This is a genomic window from Paenibacillus sp. BR1-192, assembly GCF_029542445.1.
In the GTDB taxonomy this organism is placed as follows: domain Bacteria; phylum Bacillota; class Bacilli; order Paenibacillales; family Paenibacillaceae; genus Paenibacillus_AQ; species Paenibacillus_AQ lautus_A.
The window spans coordinates 5,685,782-5,701,452 of record NZ_CP120718.1; the positions used below are offsets into that span (position 1 = coordinate 5,685,782).

A 15,671-nucleotide genomic window follows, 5' to 3' on the forward strand; every position below is an offset into this window, starting at 1 on the left:
TCCCCACCTGCTTTCCGTAGTAATACATAAGCGATCTAGTCTATTATACCCTATTCCAGGGGAGGAGCAAAGACGACGGGGAGCCAGACGATAAAGGTGCTGCCTTCCCCTCTTCGGGTAACGACCTCGACAGAGCCCTTATGCTCATCGATGATCCATTTGGCGATGGACAGCCCGAGTCCGGTTCCGCTCGTGATGCCTCTCGACTGATCCGCGCGGTAGAATCGTTCGAATATGAACGGAACCTCATCCTTATCCATACCGATTCCCGTATCCGAAATCCGCAAGCCTACCTGACCTTTGTATAGAACAACATCCAGACTAACCTCACCCTCAGGCGTGTACTTGAACGCATTCTCGATAAAAATGAACAGCATCTGCTGTAAATAATCCTTATTTCCTTCCACATAAACACCGTTCAGGACAGACAGCTCTCCGACATGCCATTCTGCGGTTTTCTCCAGGAAATGAGCGCGCCGTGCAACCTCTTCAACCAACGGCTGGAGCGGCACCGGGTCCAACTCAAACGTCTGGCCGGTATCGGCCCGCGCCAGGGACAGCATATCGTTCACCAGCCGGCTCATCCGCTTCGCTTCATCGGATATATCGCCTACCGCTTCGACCGAGATCTGTTTGATCATTTCCTCGTCCATATCCGCTCTCTCGCCGGGAGCTACCGTCCACATTTTCTGCAGAAGATCCACATTCCCCCGAATGGTGGTCAGCGGGGTCCGAAGTTCATGGGAAGCGTCCGATACGAAGCGCCGCTGCGCCGCATAGGCATCCTCAAGCTCTTTATAGAAGCTCTCCGTCCTCTCAAGCATCCCGTTAAACGTGCCGATTAACTGACCGATCTCGTCCTGAGGCCCGTCGTATTCGATCCGTACGCTAAGGTCGGTGCCTTTTTGGATCTGCTCCGCTGCCTCCGTGACCTTGCCGATCGGTTTCATGGATTTCCGGGCTAAGAATAATCCTAGGGTTGAAGCGATCACGAGTGTCGCTGCAGAGCCCATGATGAGGATGGATTGAAGCCGGTCTAAGGTTTGCTCGATGGTGCGTGTACTTACACCAATTTGAAGCCATCCGAATAATTTCCTTGAGTTGGTTTCAACTACAGGAGATTCGTATACAAGAAAGGAGGCCCCATTAAACGAAAATCGTTTAAACTCTCCGGACTTGGTCATACTTAATGCTCTTTCAACAGTCGGACTCTCAAATTGCAAGCCGCTAAACTCCATGTTGCCTGACCGCCAAATGGATCCGTTATAGAACGTATAGAGCTGTACATATAAATCAGCTGCCTCCGCATTAATCGCCGAGGAGCGATCCGGTAGTAGGGCAACAGACGATGACGTGTAACCAATCTTATTGGCTTCCTGCACCAACCGCTGCTTTAACTCTTCATACGTATACAAATGGACAAAGCCATACACCGCCGAGCTGAATATCAGCAGTGTCACGAATAAAATGCCGGTATACCATGCTGTCAGTCTTAACCGAATGGACATGCTAGTTATCTCCTCTTAAAATATAGCCGGCTCCGCGGATCGTCTGGATCAGCCGTTTACCTCCATGTTCCTCGGTCTTCTGCCGGAGCATGGCGATATAAACCTCCAGCACGTTCGACTCCCCGCTGTAGTCATAGCCCCATATTTTATCCATAATCAAATCGCGGGACAGCACCCGCTTCGGGTTTTGCATAAACAGGTGCAGCAGTTCGAATTCCTTGGCCGTGAGCTCCAGTCTCTGCCCGCCGCGAATGACCTCCCTCGCATCGGTATCCATCACGAGATCCTCGAAGGTCAGTCGGTGGTTCGAGGTATCATCCCCGGTTTTACGGCGAAGCAAAGCCCGGACGCGGGCTAGCAGCTCCTCCAGCGCAAAGGGTTTGACCAGATAATCATCCGCTCCGGTATCCAGCCCCTTTACCCGGTTCTCCACCTCATCCTTTGCCGTCAGCATCAGCACCGGTATCGTGCTTCCGCCCTCCCGGAGTCTGCGCAGCGCTTCAAATCCATCGACCTGAGGCATCATTACGTCCAGAACGACGACATCCGGGTCCTCACTCAATATCACTTTCAATCCTTCTGCTCCGTTGGATGCGGTCAGGACGTCATAGCCCTCAAACGCAAGCCCTCTGCGCAGCATGGAAATAATCTTCTCATCATCATCTACAATCAAAATCCGGGATCGCATAGCGGCATCTCCTCTATCTTCTTAGCGTTATATTTAGTACGACGTTACAATCCCATTATATCGGTCGCTTCAAGGACAAGACAAGCGGAAGGGAACGGTCCCTTCCGCTTGTTGTCACGCCTATCCAGGGTTACGGCTGCTGTTGCCGTTGTTGCTGCTGTTGGGTTAGATCAAAATCGTTCTTGTCGCCGATCGTCAGCGGCAGGTCCATGTTCTTGCCGTTTCGAACCACATTCAGCGTAATTTTATCTCCAACCTTCTTCGATTTAATGAATTCAACCAGATCTTGCGAAGTCGGATATTTATTGCCGTCCACGCCCACAATGATGTCATATTGGCGCAGGTCCGCTTCATAAGCCGGCGAACGGAACACGACGCTGTCAACGTAAGAGCCTTCCGTTACATCGGTGCCCAGGGACTGGGCAATTTGCGGAGTGACCGTTCCCAGATTTGCCCCGATAAATGGAACCGGCTCTTTCGGCACTTCCTGATTATTCTTCAGGTATTCCACGACTTCCTTGATCGTATTGGATGGAATCGCAAACCCGATCCCTTGCGCTTCCGCGCTGACGGCTACGTTCATCCCGATAACCTCGCCCTTCAGATTGAGGAGCGGTCCGCCGGAGTTGCCCGGATTAATCGAAGCATCGGTTTGCAGAAGATGCTCGTAATTACGCTCAGCTTCGCCGTTCGTGCCTTGAATATCGATCTCGCGTTCCTTCGAGCTAAGTACACCAGCGGTTACCGTGTGTTCAAAACCGTGCGGGTTGCCGATGGCAACAAGCCATTCACCAACCTTCAGCGAGTCGGAGTCACCTAGCTGTACTGATGGGAAATCCGCCCCTTCGATTTTCAAAACGGCTAAATCGAGCTCATAGCTGGAACCGAGCAGCTTCGCTTCATAAGGCTTTTTGGTACCCTGTACCGTCACTTGGATCACATCTGCGCCATGGATTACATGCTCATTCGTCAAGATGTATCCCGACTTCTCAAAGATGAAACCCGAGCCGATGCCTGAAGGCTGAAGCTGGGATTCCTGACCTCCGTTGTTGCTGCTTCCACCGTTTCCGCTGTTTCCGCCATTGCCTTCCTGGCTGGATTGACCGCCGCCGAAGAAGTACCAGAACGGATCGTTCATGTTCGGATTCGTGCTTTGTCTATTGCTGCTGTTTACAAGCGTCTCGATCAGCACGACGGCCGGACTCGCCTGATCCACCACTGCCGATACGTCGCCAGGATTCGATGGAATCATCGCTGATGCGGTAGTAGCTCCGCCGTTATCTCCGCCGTTATCTTGGACGTTAGCCGAAGTTTCTTGGGCTGGCTCCGATGAGTACGCCGCATCCGGCGTAAACAGATTCGTTCGGTCAGCGGCAAACATCAGGCTCGAAATGACGAGGACGCCTGCCAAGAAAGACAATAGCACGGTCTTGACGGAATTTTTGGGCTTCTGGCTGTAGTTCCACTCTTTGTTTCTTTTCATGGAATCCACAGGCCCGCCGCCACCCTGGCTTCCGGAGGAATGGGCCTGCGAGAAGCCGGAAGATGGAATCGGTTTAACCGGCTGCGGAGCGGTAACCTCCACTTCCTGGGGTTCCCGGCTCTGGTAAGGCCGTTCCGTTTTCTCATCGTCGCGGTTATTCGATATGGACTGGAACGGTCCGTAAGAATAGTAATAAGAAGAATTCTCCGTGGATGCTTCCTCACGTCTCGTTGCTTCATTGTTATTCGCTTCGCTGTTCATTCCCTCATCATCCGGATACCCGTAACGCTTTCTTTGGTCGTCCATTGGTCTACCTCCTATTAAAATCACTTGCTTCCAAGTGGTCTAATTGATTAACTGTTCTTATTGTGTACTATAAACCTTAATAGTACCTTAAAAACAATTAAAAGGCAGATAAAAAGAAAACCGGGACGCTTCCCGGTCATACCTCACCAAAAGAACATATTGCTATATTTTGACCCAGCCCTTCCGGTGAGCATAAATCGCCAATTGCGTACGGTCCTCCAGCTCGCACTTCATCAGCAGATTGCTGACATGGGTTTTGACCGTCTTGATGCTGATATGCAGCTCTTCGCCGATCTCTTTGTTGCTCTTGCCTTCGGCAATCAGGAGCAGCACTTCCTTCTCCCGCTCGGTAAGCCCGGATTCATCCCCGTTCACCATATGCCGGCGGATTCCCCTGGTGAGTGCTTCCGAGACGTCTTTGGTCATGACCGGCATGCCCCGGAACGCTCCCTGAAGGGCGTAAATGAGCTCGTCAGCCGAAACCGTCTTAAGCACGTAGCTGACTGCCCCCGCTTCAATGCACTCGACCACAAGCTCGTCTTCGAGAAAGCTGGTCAGAATCACGATCTTCTGATCCGGGAATTCGGACATAACCGCGCGCGTGGTCTCCGCCCCGTTCATCACCGGCATCATCAGGTCCATTAGAATGAGATCCGGCCGGTCGGCCTCCTCCCCGTTTCTCAGCATATCGACGACCTCTTGGCCATTCGCTGCTTCTCCGATCACTTCAAACCCCGGATCCAACGATAAATATGTTTTTAACCCCATGCGAACCATATCATGATCATCAGCCAGCAATATCCGAATCGTACCCATAATGATTGTTGTCCCCTCTCTATTCCACTGGCTCAGCCAGCACTTCCTCATCCTTGTTCTCTTCCTCCGCCGCTCCGGTATTGCCCTCGGCCTCAAATAACGGGATATTTACTCGCACCGTCGTTCCCGCGCCCTTCTTGCTTATAATATCGACCTGTCCGCCAAGCTTTTCGGCCCGTTCGCGCATCGTCGACAGCCCGTACGATCCCTGCTTGCCTGCCACCTCGTCAAAGCCGACACCGTCGTCGCTGATGCTTAAAATCACGCGTTTCTGGTCCTCGCGAAGCGACATGCTGACAAGGCCTGCACCGGCATGCTTCACGATATTAGCCACCGCTTCCTGGATGATCAGGAAGAGCTGATGCTCAATGGCATCCGACACCCCGCCGTAGAGCTCGACATCCTTCATGCCCTTCAGGCCGTTTTGGCGGCAGTAATCCGGAAACCACCGTTCCAGTGCTTCTTCAAGGGTTCTGCCTTCCAGCTCCACGGGCCGAAGCTGCGCAATCAGCGCCCGCATCTGCTTCTGCGCCACATGGGACATTTCGATCAACTGGCCGAGCACTTTGTCCCCATGCTCCGGATTCCGCTTCAGTACCGCCGGGAGGGATGAAGCCGACATGTGGATCGCGAACAGCTGCTGACTGACCGTATCGTGCAGATCCCTTGCCATCCGGCGCCGTTCCTCGAGGACCGCGGCTTCCGCGGCAATCTCCTTCTCAATGACATCCTGCTCGCCGAGGCGCTGCAGCAGCTTCATTTTCTTCTCCAGCGCTTCCGTCATCCCGTTAAACTCATCGTATACTCTGGCAAAAGACCCGTCTTCCATGGCAGGCAGCCGCACGTTCAGATTTCCTTTGGCAACCTGCAGCATGTTCAGATGAAGCAGATCCAGCGGCCGCTGGATGCGCTGTCCCGCGATGTATCCCGCAATCCCCGTAAACAGAAGTACACCGACCGTGTAATACACCCACAGCCGGTTATCTTCAATATGTATGTAGCCGGATTGGTTTGCTGTGTACAGGAAAACAGCAACTCCGGCTCCGATCAACAGAAAATAAAACAATATCACCCATTTGGTATTTTTCAATATCCCCATCATAACGATTAACCTACCCTATTCACTTTGACGTCACCGATAAATACGCTCACGGTAATTCGAATTTTCTTGCCCGCTTCCCTGTAATGCGGGCTTTCCAGGCCGGCATTGCTCATAAAGCCGCTTCGGGACTCCTCCAGCACCTTCATATCGCCGATGAAGGAATTGGTCGTGACATGAATGCCGACGTCCGAATCGTTCGGAACGAACACCTTGACATCCCCGATAAACGCCGAGATGTTGATTTTCGTTTCGCCGTAAGGGATTTGAGCTTTGGTCAGGTCCAATACCGTATCACCGATGAACTGCGAAATATTCGTCGGCTTCAGCTGGAAATAATCCTTCCCCATGTGCACGTCCCCGATAAAAGAGGACTTGTTCACCGTATCATGGCTATGCCAAGATTGGTGATGATGATGTTGATGATGGTGGTGTTCATCCTTATATTCCGATCCGTCGCCGTAGCTTTTGCCGTTATCGTCAAAATCCACATGAACTCTGAACTTGCTGCGATCCGGACGTTCCTGGCGCGGGCGCTCATGCTGCTGTCCCTGCCAGCGGTACCCTTTGCTTGAATCGTGCGAGTCTCTTGATTCGAACTCCGGCTCTTCATAAGCCTTGTCAGCCTTGTCTGGCTTGCCGAATCTTCGCTCGAATTCTTCGTCCAGGGAGGATTCCAGCGGACGCGCTTCAGGCGGCTCCGGGATATCGTAATCGTCCCGACGATGCGAGCCGAAATCATCCGGACTTGGCGGTGATGGCGGCGGCGTATGATCCTTCGGTTTGAAAATAACCTGCAATCCGTACCCGATCAGGATGATCGGAATCGCGTATTTGATCAAATCGCCGAAAGAGAAATGGACCATGTCCAGATTTCTTCCGAGAAAGTACGATCCGATCACGATCGGTACGATCGAGCCCCACAATGCTCCGCCACGGGCATAAATCAAGCTTTGCAGCCCGAACCAGATGATGAACACCGGCCAAAATGTCGAGAATATATAACCAAGGTCCACATGTATAATATCGAGCTGATTGAGAAGAAACACCACACCAATGCCGATGAGCAGCAATCCGTTGCTAAGCTGGCTCCATCCTTTTCTACTCATGGTCATCCCCTAGCCTTCCAGTTCTATTTTTTCTTAATTACAGTGTACAACATATTGCGATGAACGGGTTAGCGGCGGTGGAATGAAGTTGATCTCGGTCTCGAGACCGAGTCCCTGGATATAAATGGATATGATTCCACAATAAAAGACCTCCGCTTTAAGCGGAGGTCTTATTGCTGCACGAACGGGCGTTGACATCTACACCTTAACGGTTTGCAGAATGGTCCCCTGGTGTGTTCAGATCGCCAAACTCAGCGTCAAACTTCTCGTTCGGTTTTTTGTAGTTCTCCTGTACTTTGGAGTTACCTTTTGGGTTGCTGGCGATGCTGGTCTCTTCAGCAAACTCAGCGTTAAACTTTTCGTTAGGTGTTTTAAAGTTCTCTTGCACCTTGTTCTTTTTAGCCACAATATTCACCTCCCTGTTCATTTGCGATACCATCATCCTCTTCAGGGGTTTGGCCCCCGAAAAGTAGTATGTGATGAACAGGGTGTCATTATTCTTAAATGTTTACTGCCAAAGACGCGCAGCAAAATTACCCTAAATGGCTTCCTCCAGCACGGATGAAGGCAGGAAACGATAGGTCTCAATCGCGTCCTCCAAGGTTCTCAGCATGGCTTCCGTGCATTTGCCGCTTCCGGTTTTAATGACCTGCACCTCAACGTCCTTTTTCCCCCACTCCTTAAACACCTGCTTGGTGGTGGAGAAATAGAGGTCAATCTTCTGGCCCTTGATGGCTGACCCGATATCCGCTACGATTCCATAACCATAGCCGGGGATATAGAGAATGCTGCCGAGCGGAAATACATCAGGATCCGCGGCAATCGTAGACAGCGTATTTCGATCCCGCTTGACCTTCACCCCGGAGTAGGTGATTCCATACTGGGGATGTCCCGGCTTCTTCCCGGTCGACTCGTAACCTGCCGTGTATCCCGTAGCGGTTACCTTCACCGTATGCAGCACCTGGTCCTCCCTCGGGGCAAGCACCGGCATGGACTCGCGTTTCTTGCCGGGCTCGCTGGTCTTCGGCCCCGTACTTGGAACCTCCAAATATCTATTCATATCACTAAAACCTACCACGCGCAGCGCATAGAAGCGAGACATTTCAACGTAATCGGAGCCATGTATTTCCTCTGATGGATCATACACATTTCGGGTGTCCGTCGATTCGTAGGATTCGCTTAGAATCAAATTGCGGGCCTCTACTGCCGTAGAGCCTGCGCTGAACAAGATGGCTGATAAAATAAAACCAGCAAAAAACCTCTGCCATGTTTTCCATTGGATCATGTGAATACCTCCCCCTTACTAGCGAGGGTTCCCACTTCCCGAATAGAATATACGTCATGGCAGAGGTCTGCATGTTTCCTCGGTTACTTATCTTTTACGGCTAAACTAAACCACATGGGTGTTAATTTCTTCACGCAGCTTGAGGATGATTTCGTCCAGCGGCTGGGCCCCGATGTCCCCTTCGCCGCGCTTGCGGACGGAAACCGCTCCGGCATTTTTCTCGTTCTCGCCAACGATGAACATGTATGGAATCTTCTCGAGCTGTGCTTCGCGAATCTTGTAGCCCAGCTTCTCGTTGCGAAGATCCGGCTCTACGGAAATACCGGCGAATTGAAGCTTCTCGGCCACTTCCTTCGCGTAGTCTTCAAAGGCGTTGGATACCGGAATGACTTTGACCTGTACCGGGGAAAGCCACAACGGCAGCGCCCCTGCAAAATTCTCAAGCAAGAATGCCGTAAAGCGTTCCATGGTGCCCAGAATCCCGCGGTGGATTACGACAGGACGGTGCTTCTGGCCATCGTCGCCGACATATTCCAGCTCAAAGCGCTCAGGCAGCAGGAAGTCGAGCTGGACCGTGGACAGCGTTTCTTCCTTGCCCAGTGCCGTGCGGATCTGAACGTCAAGCTTCGGTCCGTAGAAGGCAGCTTCGCCTTCCGCTTCATAGAACGGCATGTCCAGGCTCTCCACTACTTCACGCAGCATGCGCTGGGACATTTCCCACATTTCGTCGTTCTGGAAGTACTTCTCGGTATCCTGCGGATCCCGGTAAGACAGACGGAAGCGATAGTCGTGAATGCCGAAGTCCTTGTAGACCGTCATGATCAGCTGAATGACCCGGGCAAACTCTTCCTTGATCTGATCCGGACGGCAGAAAATATGCGAGTCGTTCAGCGTCATCGCGCGCACGCGATGCAGGCCGGTCAGCGCGCCGGACATCTCGTAGCGGTGCTGCATGCCAAGCTCCGCAATGCGGATCGGCAGATCCCGGTAGCTGTGCATATCGCTCTTATATACCATCATATGGTGAGGGCAGTTCATCGGACGCAGAACAAGCTCCTCGTTGTCCATTTCCATTTTCGGGAACATGTCCTCCTGATAGTGCTCCCAGTGACCGGAGGTTTTGTACAGCTCCACGTTTCCGAGTACAGGGGTGTACACGTGCTGGTAACCCAGGCGTTCCTCCATGTCCACGATATAACGCTCCAGGGTACGGCGCAGCTTAGCTCCGTTAGGCAGCCAGATCGGCAAGCCTTGTCCAACGAGCTGAGAGAACGTAAACATTTGCAATTCCTTGCCCAGTTTGCGATGGTCGCGCTTTTTGGCTTCCTCCAGCAGGCGAAGATGCTCGTCGAGCTGCGCTTTTTTCACAAACGCCGTACCGTAAACACGCTGAAGCATTTTGTTCTTGCTGTCGCCGCGCCAGTATGCGCCTGCCACGTTCATCAGCTTGAACACCTTGATTTTGCCAGTTGAAGGGACGTGCGGTCCACGGCAAAGGTCGAAGAATTCGCCCTGCTCGTAAATCGTAATGATGCTGTCCTCCGGCAGGGCGTTGATCAGCTCCAGTTTGTATGGATCGCCAAGCTCGCCGAAAATGCGCAGCGCTTCCGCACGGCTCACTTCCTTGCGGACGATCGGCAGATTCTCGCCGATGATGCGTTCCATTTCCTTCTCGATCTTCTGCAGATCCTCCGGATTCAAAGGCTCTTCCAGGTCCATGTCGTAATAGAAGCCGTCTTCGATGACCGGCCCCACGCCAAGCTTGACTTCTTTCTGTCCATACAAACGCTTGGTTGCCTGAGCCAGCAAATGCGCTGTACTGTGGCGCATCACCTCAAGCCCTTCGGGCGTATCCTGCGTAACGATTTCGATCAGCGCTCCGTCCTGAAGCGGAGTGGATAAATCCACGACGATCCCGTCCATTTTTCCCGCAACGGCATTCTTTCTCAGTCCGCTGCTGATCGACGCAGCCACATCCTCGATATTGCTGCCGGCCTCATACTCCCGTACGGAGCCGTCAGGCAGTTTAATGCTAATAGCCACCTTGTATTCCTCCCCAAAAAAGTTTTCACGTTTCTTCCATATATGAAGGACGCGTTAGTCTCCCCGTGAAGCAAGGCCTTGGGCTGTTCACAAGCCCGCCTGGACTTCAGCGAAGGATACCGGAACATGCAAAAAACACCCGTCCCGCGAAGGGACGAGTGTTATACCCGTGGTTCCACCCTAATTCGATCTCTCCATCCTCTTATGTACCCGGTACATAATCGATTAAGATCCTTCATCAGCATTGAGTAACGGTCATGAACCGGTGAAGCCTACTCATCCGCATTCTTGATGACTTGCGGGTTCGACGACACAGCTACAAAGGGGTAAATCAATGGCGAACCGGAGGAAATTGCAGCCGAGGTTTCCTCTCTCTGAGCGGTCGGATCCGGATTGATTCATGTCTTTGTCAGAGCTTTTACGTGAATTTATCAGTAATTATAATCCTGACCGCTTCGGTGCGTCAAGTCATCATTCGTCCGCTTCCCAGAAGCGCGCTGCATTCCGGACAGCTGCAGCATACTTCGGCTCGGTTATCAAAGATATGGGCCAATGTTGCGATGACGGGAAGCTCCGGCTGTCTCGTGTGGATAATCATGCGGGCCGGAGATACCGAAATCAGCGTGCTGACGACCATATCCTCAATCTCCATCTCCTGGTCCAGCCTTTCCATAACCAGTCCGTCGTCACGAGGGCGTTCGATCGGGCGAAGATTGCCGTCCAGCAGCAAAAAGTCCTCTTCCCCTTTATGAATGACGTGAACCAGCGGCATTTTGGGCTCCTGAAAATAAACGAAATATTTCAGCAGGCTTACGAACTCCTCATACTGCTGATCAAGCATGAACTCATCCACCGCGTACTCGGCCATCTCGCGAAGCTCCTGTTCATAGGACTGGAGCCTGAAGGTCATGAAACCGTCCAGATTGAGCTCCGGCGCCTCGTTAAGGCATTGATATATGCCTTCGGACAGCTTGCGCTTGCGGCTCTGCCAGAAATCCCCGGACGGGCCTTCTTCTTTTTGCAGGAGCATCAAAAACCACTGCAAAATCCGCCCTGCTTCTTCCTCATCATCAAACTCGAATTCCGAGAACATTAACCGTGCAGCAATCTCCTGCTCCTTCTCCTCCAGAATGTAAGCCGTGACCGCTTCGGCAGCAAGCCGGCGCAGCGTGTCGGCCGATGCGGTCCACGAAGACAGCGGAAGCTTGCCGGAGCACGTCCAAATCACGCGGTCATTCGAAGCGCTGAATGTGAATTTGAGCGGCTTGCACTGTTTATGTAGCTCTTTCTGCTTGTCTGACAATATGCGGTGGAACGCCTTTTTCTCGTCTTCCGTCCGCGTACCGACAGAAATGCTGAACAGTTCCATGGAATCACTCCTTTCGAGTTCCCTTTTCAGTATATGGGGACCCGCTCGGGTATATACGGAACTCCTGCTTGGAAAAACAAGCAAGTCCCGGCGCGCATATTAAAAATGTTTATCAACGCACGTTCCATGAAGGGCCTGCCCCTCTGAATAGTAATTTTTTAATGCGATATCAGGAAGGTTCATGCTTTTTGAATGTATACTTTCTGATATCTAAATAAAAAAACGGGCCGAGTCGGCCCGTCTTGCGGATTATAAGTTATGCGATTAGTTCTGCATTACGAAGTCGCGCTCCACGGTGCTGTTATCCTCGAACACGCGAAGGATATCATACCGGGTGTTGCGCTGAGCCGGAATGTTGCCGGTCTCGCGGATTAATTGAATAATCGATTCAATGTTGACCTTGTACACGGCGCCTGCGGAAGACACCACGTTCTCCTCCATCATCGTGCTGCCGAAGTCGTTGCAGCCGTAACTGAGCGACAGCTTGCCGATCTCAGGCCCCATCGTTACCCAGGACGATTGCAGGTTCGGCACGTTGTCGATCGCAAGCCGGCCGATGGCTACCGTCTTCAGGTACGCTTCCGGCGTTTCGCGCTCGCGCTTGAGGTTCGTGTTGTCCGGCTGGAAGGTAAACGGAATGAAGGCAAGGAAGCCTTTGGAATCATAACCGTTCTGGATGCATTCATCCTGCGCATCACGCACGCGAAGCATATGTAGCGCACGCTCTTCCATCGTTTCGCCCAGACCGATCACCATGGTAGCCGTCGTGTTCATGCCGACCTTATGGGCCGTCTGCATGACATCCATCCATTGCCGCCATGTACCTTTCAAACGGCTGACTTTTTTGCGGATGCGATCATCCAGAATCTCCGCGCCGCCGCCAGGCAGCGAATCCAGACCGGCGCTGTGAAGCTCGCGCATCACCTCTTCGAGTGTGAGCCCGGAGATCTCCACCATCTTCATGATTTCCGCCGGGGAGAAGGAATGCATCGTAATGTTAGGGAACCGCTTCTTAATATTGCGAAGCAGATCCGTATAATAATTGAAAGGCAAATCCGGATTGACTCCGCCCTGCATCAAAATTTCAGTACCGTTAACGTCCTCGGTTTCCTGAATCTTCTGGAAGATCGTCTCATCCGGCAGAACATAGCCCTCGGAAGAGCCGGGTCTGCGATAAAAAGCACAGAAACGGCAGAATACATCACATATGTTGGTGTAGTTGATATTCCGGCCGATAACAAACGTCGTGATGGGATCCGGATGCAGGCGCTTGGTCATCACATCCGCCGCATGGCCAATCTTCTCGATCTCATCACTCTCAAAAAGGGTCACGGTATCTTCCAAATTTAAACGCTCACCGCGTAAAGCTTTATCCAATATACGGTTTACCGCACTCATTCTTGCAGCCTCCCTACTTAAAACAAAATACAAATCACCAGTAAAACTTCATCTATCCCATCCTACCACATTCCGCCATTAAAAACGACATCCCGTCCGTGACAGGATGCCGAATTCTATGATTTGGCAAATCTTCAAATGAGGTTCATTGCTTCTAAAAAATCTTTAATTGCTGGCAGAAAAGGCCTGGTCCAAATCGGCAATCAGGTCATCCACATCCTCCAGTCCGACCGAGAAGCGGAGCAAACCGTCGGTAATGCCGCGCTCATGCCGAACCTTCTCGCCCATGGCCGCATGGGACATCATCGCCGGATACGACAGGATGCTTTCCACTGCTCCCAGGCTGACGGCTACCAGCGGCAGCTTCACGCGGTTCAGCACCTGCTTCGCACGCTCGCCTGAGCCGACGTCAAAGGAGATGACCGCGCCGTAACCGCTCGATTGCTTCTCATGGACTTCCCGTCCCGGATGATTCAAGAGGCCGGGGTAATACACTTGCTCAATATCGCTTCTTCCCTGCAGCCAGGCCGCCAGCTTGGCCGCGCTTTGCTCGGAGTGGGCCATCCGAGTGCCGAGCGTCTTCATGCCCCGCATAAGGAGCCAGGAATCCTGCACTCCAAGCACCGTGCCCAAACCATTTTGCAGCTGTTTCAACTGGTCTCCCAGCTCCTGGGTTCTGGCTACGGCGAGACCTGCCAGCACATCGCTGTGTCCGCCAAGGAATTTGGTTGCGCTGTGGATGACGATATCCACGCCGAACTCGATCGGGCGCTGATAGAACGGCGTCATGAACGTATTGTCCAGCAGGGTAAGCAGGCCTTGCTCCTTCGCCCAATCCGTGACGGCGCCGATGTCGGTAATTTTCAAGGTCGGGTTCGAAGGGGTTTCCATATAAACCGCTTTTGTATTCGGTTTGAGGGCCGCCTTCACCTGCTCCAGATCGGTCATGTCGACGAAGGTGCTCTCGATGCCCATACGGCTCAGTATGCTGGTCAGCAGGCGGTAGGTTCCGCCGTATACGTCCTCCGTCACGATCATGTGATCGCCCGCGGACAGCAGCATGAACGAGCTGGAGATCGCCGCCATGCCGGATGCATAAGCGAAGCCGCGCACGCCTCCTTCCAAGAGGGCGATATAATCTTCCAGCGCTTGCCGCGTCGGATTGCCGGAACGGCTGTAATCGTGCAGCGGCGGGTTAAAGACGTCTTCATGATGAAACGTCGAGGCTTGATAGATCGGAACGCTTGAGGCGCCGGTTGCCCGGTCGATTTCCCCGCCGAAATGCAATAGTTTCGTCTCGAAACGAAGTTCTTCTTGGTGTCCCTGTTTTACTGATACCTGCTTGGTTTCCGTTCCCAAGCCGGATAGACCTTTATCGATGCTCATGCTCCCGTGCTCCCTTCCACTTCTGCCATAGCCGCGCCCAGCGCAGCATCCAAATCCTCGATCAGGTCATCCGCATGCTCGATGCCGACCGAGAACCGAAGCAAGCGGTCGTCCACGCCGATCGCTTCCCGAATCTTAAGCGGGATGTCCGCATGGGTCTGGACCGCCGGGTATGTCATCAGGGACTCGACGCCTCCAAGGCTTTCTGCGAATGCAATCAGTTTGATGTGCCGCAGCACCGGCTCGACATAGCGGGCGTCCTTCACCTTGAAGGAGAAGATGCCCGTGTTGCCGCTGGATTGGCGATTCTGGATCTCATGCCCCGGATGATCCGGCAGAGCAGGGTAATACACCTCGCCGATCGCCGGGTGGGTTGTCAAAAAGGTTGCCACCGCGGTTGCATTCGATTCGTGCCGGTCCATGCGAAGCGCGAGTGTCTTCATTCCCCTCATTAACTGATAGGAATCGGAAGGACTCAGCACCGCCCCGATGGAGTTATGAAGGAAGGCCATCTCCTCGGATAATTCCTTGCCCTTCGTCACGATGATGCCTGCCAGCACATCGTTATGCCCTCCCAGATACTTGGTGGCGCTATGTATGACGATATCCGCCCCAAGCTCGATGGGTCTCTGGAAATACGGGGTTAGCAGCGTATTATCCACGATGCTGATCAATTGATGGCGTCTTGCCCACGTACAGACGGCTTCGATATCCGTAACCATCATGAGCGGATTGGTCGGCGTTTCGATAAATACGGCCTTCGTGTTCGGTCGTCTGGATCCTTCCAGCGCATCCAAGTCGTTCGTATCCACGTAGGTTGCCGTTACCCCGAACTTGGACATGATCCGCTCCAGCAGCCGATACGTCCCTCCGTACAGATCGAGCGACACAATCAGGTGATCGCCTTGACCGAACAGCGCAAAAATCGTCTGAAGGGCCGCCATGCCCGAGCTGCAGGCAAAGCCGGCGTCACCGGATTCCAGCTCGGCGCAAGCATCCTCGAGTACCGAACGGGTCGGATTCTTGGTGCGGGCATAATCAAACCCCGTGCTCTGGCCTAATTTAGGATGGCGGTATGCCGTAGCCTGATAAATCGGAAAATTCACTGCTCCCGTTACCGGCTCCTGCACCGATCCGATCTGTGCCAGCCGGCTCTCTATATTCAAAGGTTTCTTCTCCAT

Annotated in this window: 13 protein-coding genes; all 13 read right to left on the bottom strand. The window is 52.8% G+C overall.

From position 1 onward, the window contains the following. Positions 1–50 precede the first annotated feature (50 nt). The 13 genes from P0X86_RS25635 to P0X86_RS25695 all read right to left on the bottom strand — a co-directional run bounded on the left by P0X86_RS25635 (position 51) and on the right by P0X86_RS25695 (position 15,671). On the bottom strand, positions 51–1,508 hold the full coding sequence (locus tag P0X86_RS25635; protein ID WP_096776408.1) for a sensor histidine kinase: 1,458 nt from the start codon (positions 1,506–1,508) through the stop codon (positions 51–53). A 1-nt stretch (position 1,509) separates the two neighbouring features. Further along, positions 1,510–2,196: a response regulator transcription factor gene (locus P0X86_RS25640; protein WP_009594308.1), complete on the bottom strand. Its 687-nt coding sequence runs from the start codon at positions 2,194–2,196 to the stop codon at positions 1,510–1,512. 130 nt (positions 2,197–2,326) lie between these two features. After that, a complete protein-coding gene (locus P0X86_RS25645) occupies positions 2,327–3,985 on the bottom strand; it encodes a S1C family serine protease (RefSeq protein ID WP_277746787.1) in 1,659 nt (552 codons plus the stop codon). 162 nt (positions 3,986–4,147) lie between these two features. Beyond that, a complete protein-coding gene (locus P0X86_RS25650) occupies positions 4,148–4,801 on the bottom strand; it encodes a response regulator (RefSeq protein WP_009594299.1) in 654 nt (217 codons plus the stop codon). A 19-nt stretch (positions 4,802–4,820) separates the two neighbouring features. Then, entirely contained in the window at positions 4,821–5,903 is a 1,083-nt protein-coding gene (locus P0X86_RS25655; RefSeq protein WP_009594296.1) for a sensor histidine kinase, read from the bottom strand. 5 nt (positions 5,904–5,908) lie between these two features. After that, complete coding sequence (gene liaF / locus P0X86_RS25660) at positions 5,909–7,015, bottom strand: cell wall-active antibiotics response protein LiaF (RefSeq protein WP_096776410.1); 1,107 nt, start codon at positions 7,013–7,015, stop codon at positions 5,909–5,911. 199 nt (positions 7,016–7,214) lie between these two features. After that, complete coding sequence (locus P0X86_RS25665) at positions 7,215–7,415, bottom strand: hypothetical protein (protein ID WP_009594314.1); 201 nt, start codon at positions 7,413–7,415, stop codon at positions 7,215–7,217. Between the two features lie 132 nt (positions 7,416–7,547). Further along, entirely contained in the window at positions 7,548–8,294 is a 747-nt protein-coding gene (locus tag P0X86_RS25670; RefSeq protein WP_009594309.1) for a 3D domain-containing protein, read from the bottom strand. 105 nt (positions 8,295–8,399) lie between these two features. Continuing rightward, on the bottom strand, positions 8,400–10,337 hold the full coding sequence (gene thrS, locus P0X86_RS25675) for a threonine--tRNA ligase (RefSeq protein ID WP_036659961.1): 1,938 nt from the start codon (positions 10,335–10,337) through the stop codon (positions 8,400–8,402). Positions 10,338–10,800: 463 nt separating this feature from the next. Continuing rightward, complete coding sequence (locus tag P0X86_RS25680; RefSeq protein ID WP_096776413.1) at positions 10,801–11,706, bottom strand: putative sporulation protein YtxC; 906 nt, start codon at positions 11,704–11,706, stop codon at positions 10,801–10,803. 264 nt (positions 11,707–11,970) lie between these two features. Further along, positions 11,971–13,104: a cyclic dehypoxanthinyl futalosine synthase gene (gene mqnC, locus P0X86_RS25685; protein WP_015737124.1), complete on the bottom strand. Its 1,134-nt coding sequence runs from the start codon at positions 13,102–13,104 to the stop codon at positions 11,971–11,973. 165 nt (positions 13,105–13,269) lie between these two features. Continuing rightward, entirely contained in the window at positions 13,270–14,490 is a 1,221-nt protein-coding gene (locus P0X86_RS25690) for an aminotransferase class I/II-fold pyridoxal phosphate-dependent enzyme (RefSeq protein WP_255250641.1), read from the bottom strand. Next, complete coding sequence (locus P0X86_RS25695; protein ID WP_277746788.1) at positions 14,487–15,671, bottom strand: PLP-dependent transferase; 1,185 nt, start codon at positions 15,669–15,671, stop codon at positions 14,487–14,489. Before P0X86_RS25695 ends, P0X86_RS25690 begins: the two co-directional genes overlap by 4 nt.

Excerpts from the sequence above, each read along its gene's own strand:
- P0X86_RS25635 (WP_096776408.1), bottom strand. The coding sequence starts at position 1,508 with ATGTCCATTCGGTTAAGACTGACAGCATGGTATACCGGCATTTTATTC.
- P0X86_RS25640 (WP_009594308.1), bottom strand. The coding sequence starts at position 2,196 with ATGCGATCCCGGATTTTGATTGTAGATGATGATGAGAAGATTATTTCC.
- P0X86_RS25645 (WP_277746787.1), bottom strand. The coding sequence starts at position 3,985 with ATGGACGACCAAAGAAAGCGTTACGGGTATCCGGATGATGAGGGAATG.
- P0X86_RS25650 (WP_009594299.1), bottom strand. The coding sequence starts at position 4,801 with ATGGGTACGATTCGGATATTGCTGGCTGATGATCATGATATGGTTCGC.
- P0X86_RS25655 (WP_009594296.1), bottom strand. The coding sequence starts at position 5,903 with ATGATGGGGATATTGAAAAATACCAAATGGGTGATATTGTTTTATTTT.
- liaF (WP_096776410.1), bottom strand. The coding sequence starts at position 7,015 with ATGACCATGAGTAGAAAAGGATGGAGCCAGCTTAGCAACGGATTGCTG.
- P0X86_RS25670 (WP_009594309.1), bottom strand. The coding sequence starts at position 8,294 with ATGATCCAATGGAAAACATGGCAGAGGTTTTTTGCTGGTTTTATTTTA.
- P0X86_RS25680 (WP_096776413.1), bottom strand. The coding sequence starts at position 11,706 with ATGGAACTGTTCAGCATTTCTGTCGGTACGCGGACGGAAGACGAGAAA.
- mqnC (WP_015737124.1), bottom strand. The coding sequence starts at position 13,104 with ATGAGTGCGGTAAACCGTATATTGGATAAAGCTTTACGCGGTGAGCGT.
- P0X86_RS25690 (WP_255250641.1), bottom strand. The coding sequence starts at position 14,490 with ATGAGCATCGATAAAGGTCTATCCGGCTTGGGAACGGAAACCAAGCAG.
- P0X86_RS25695 (WP_277746788.1), bottom strand. The coding sequence starts at position 15,671 with ATGGAGAAGAAACCTTTGAATATAGAGAGCCGGCTGGCACAGATCGGA.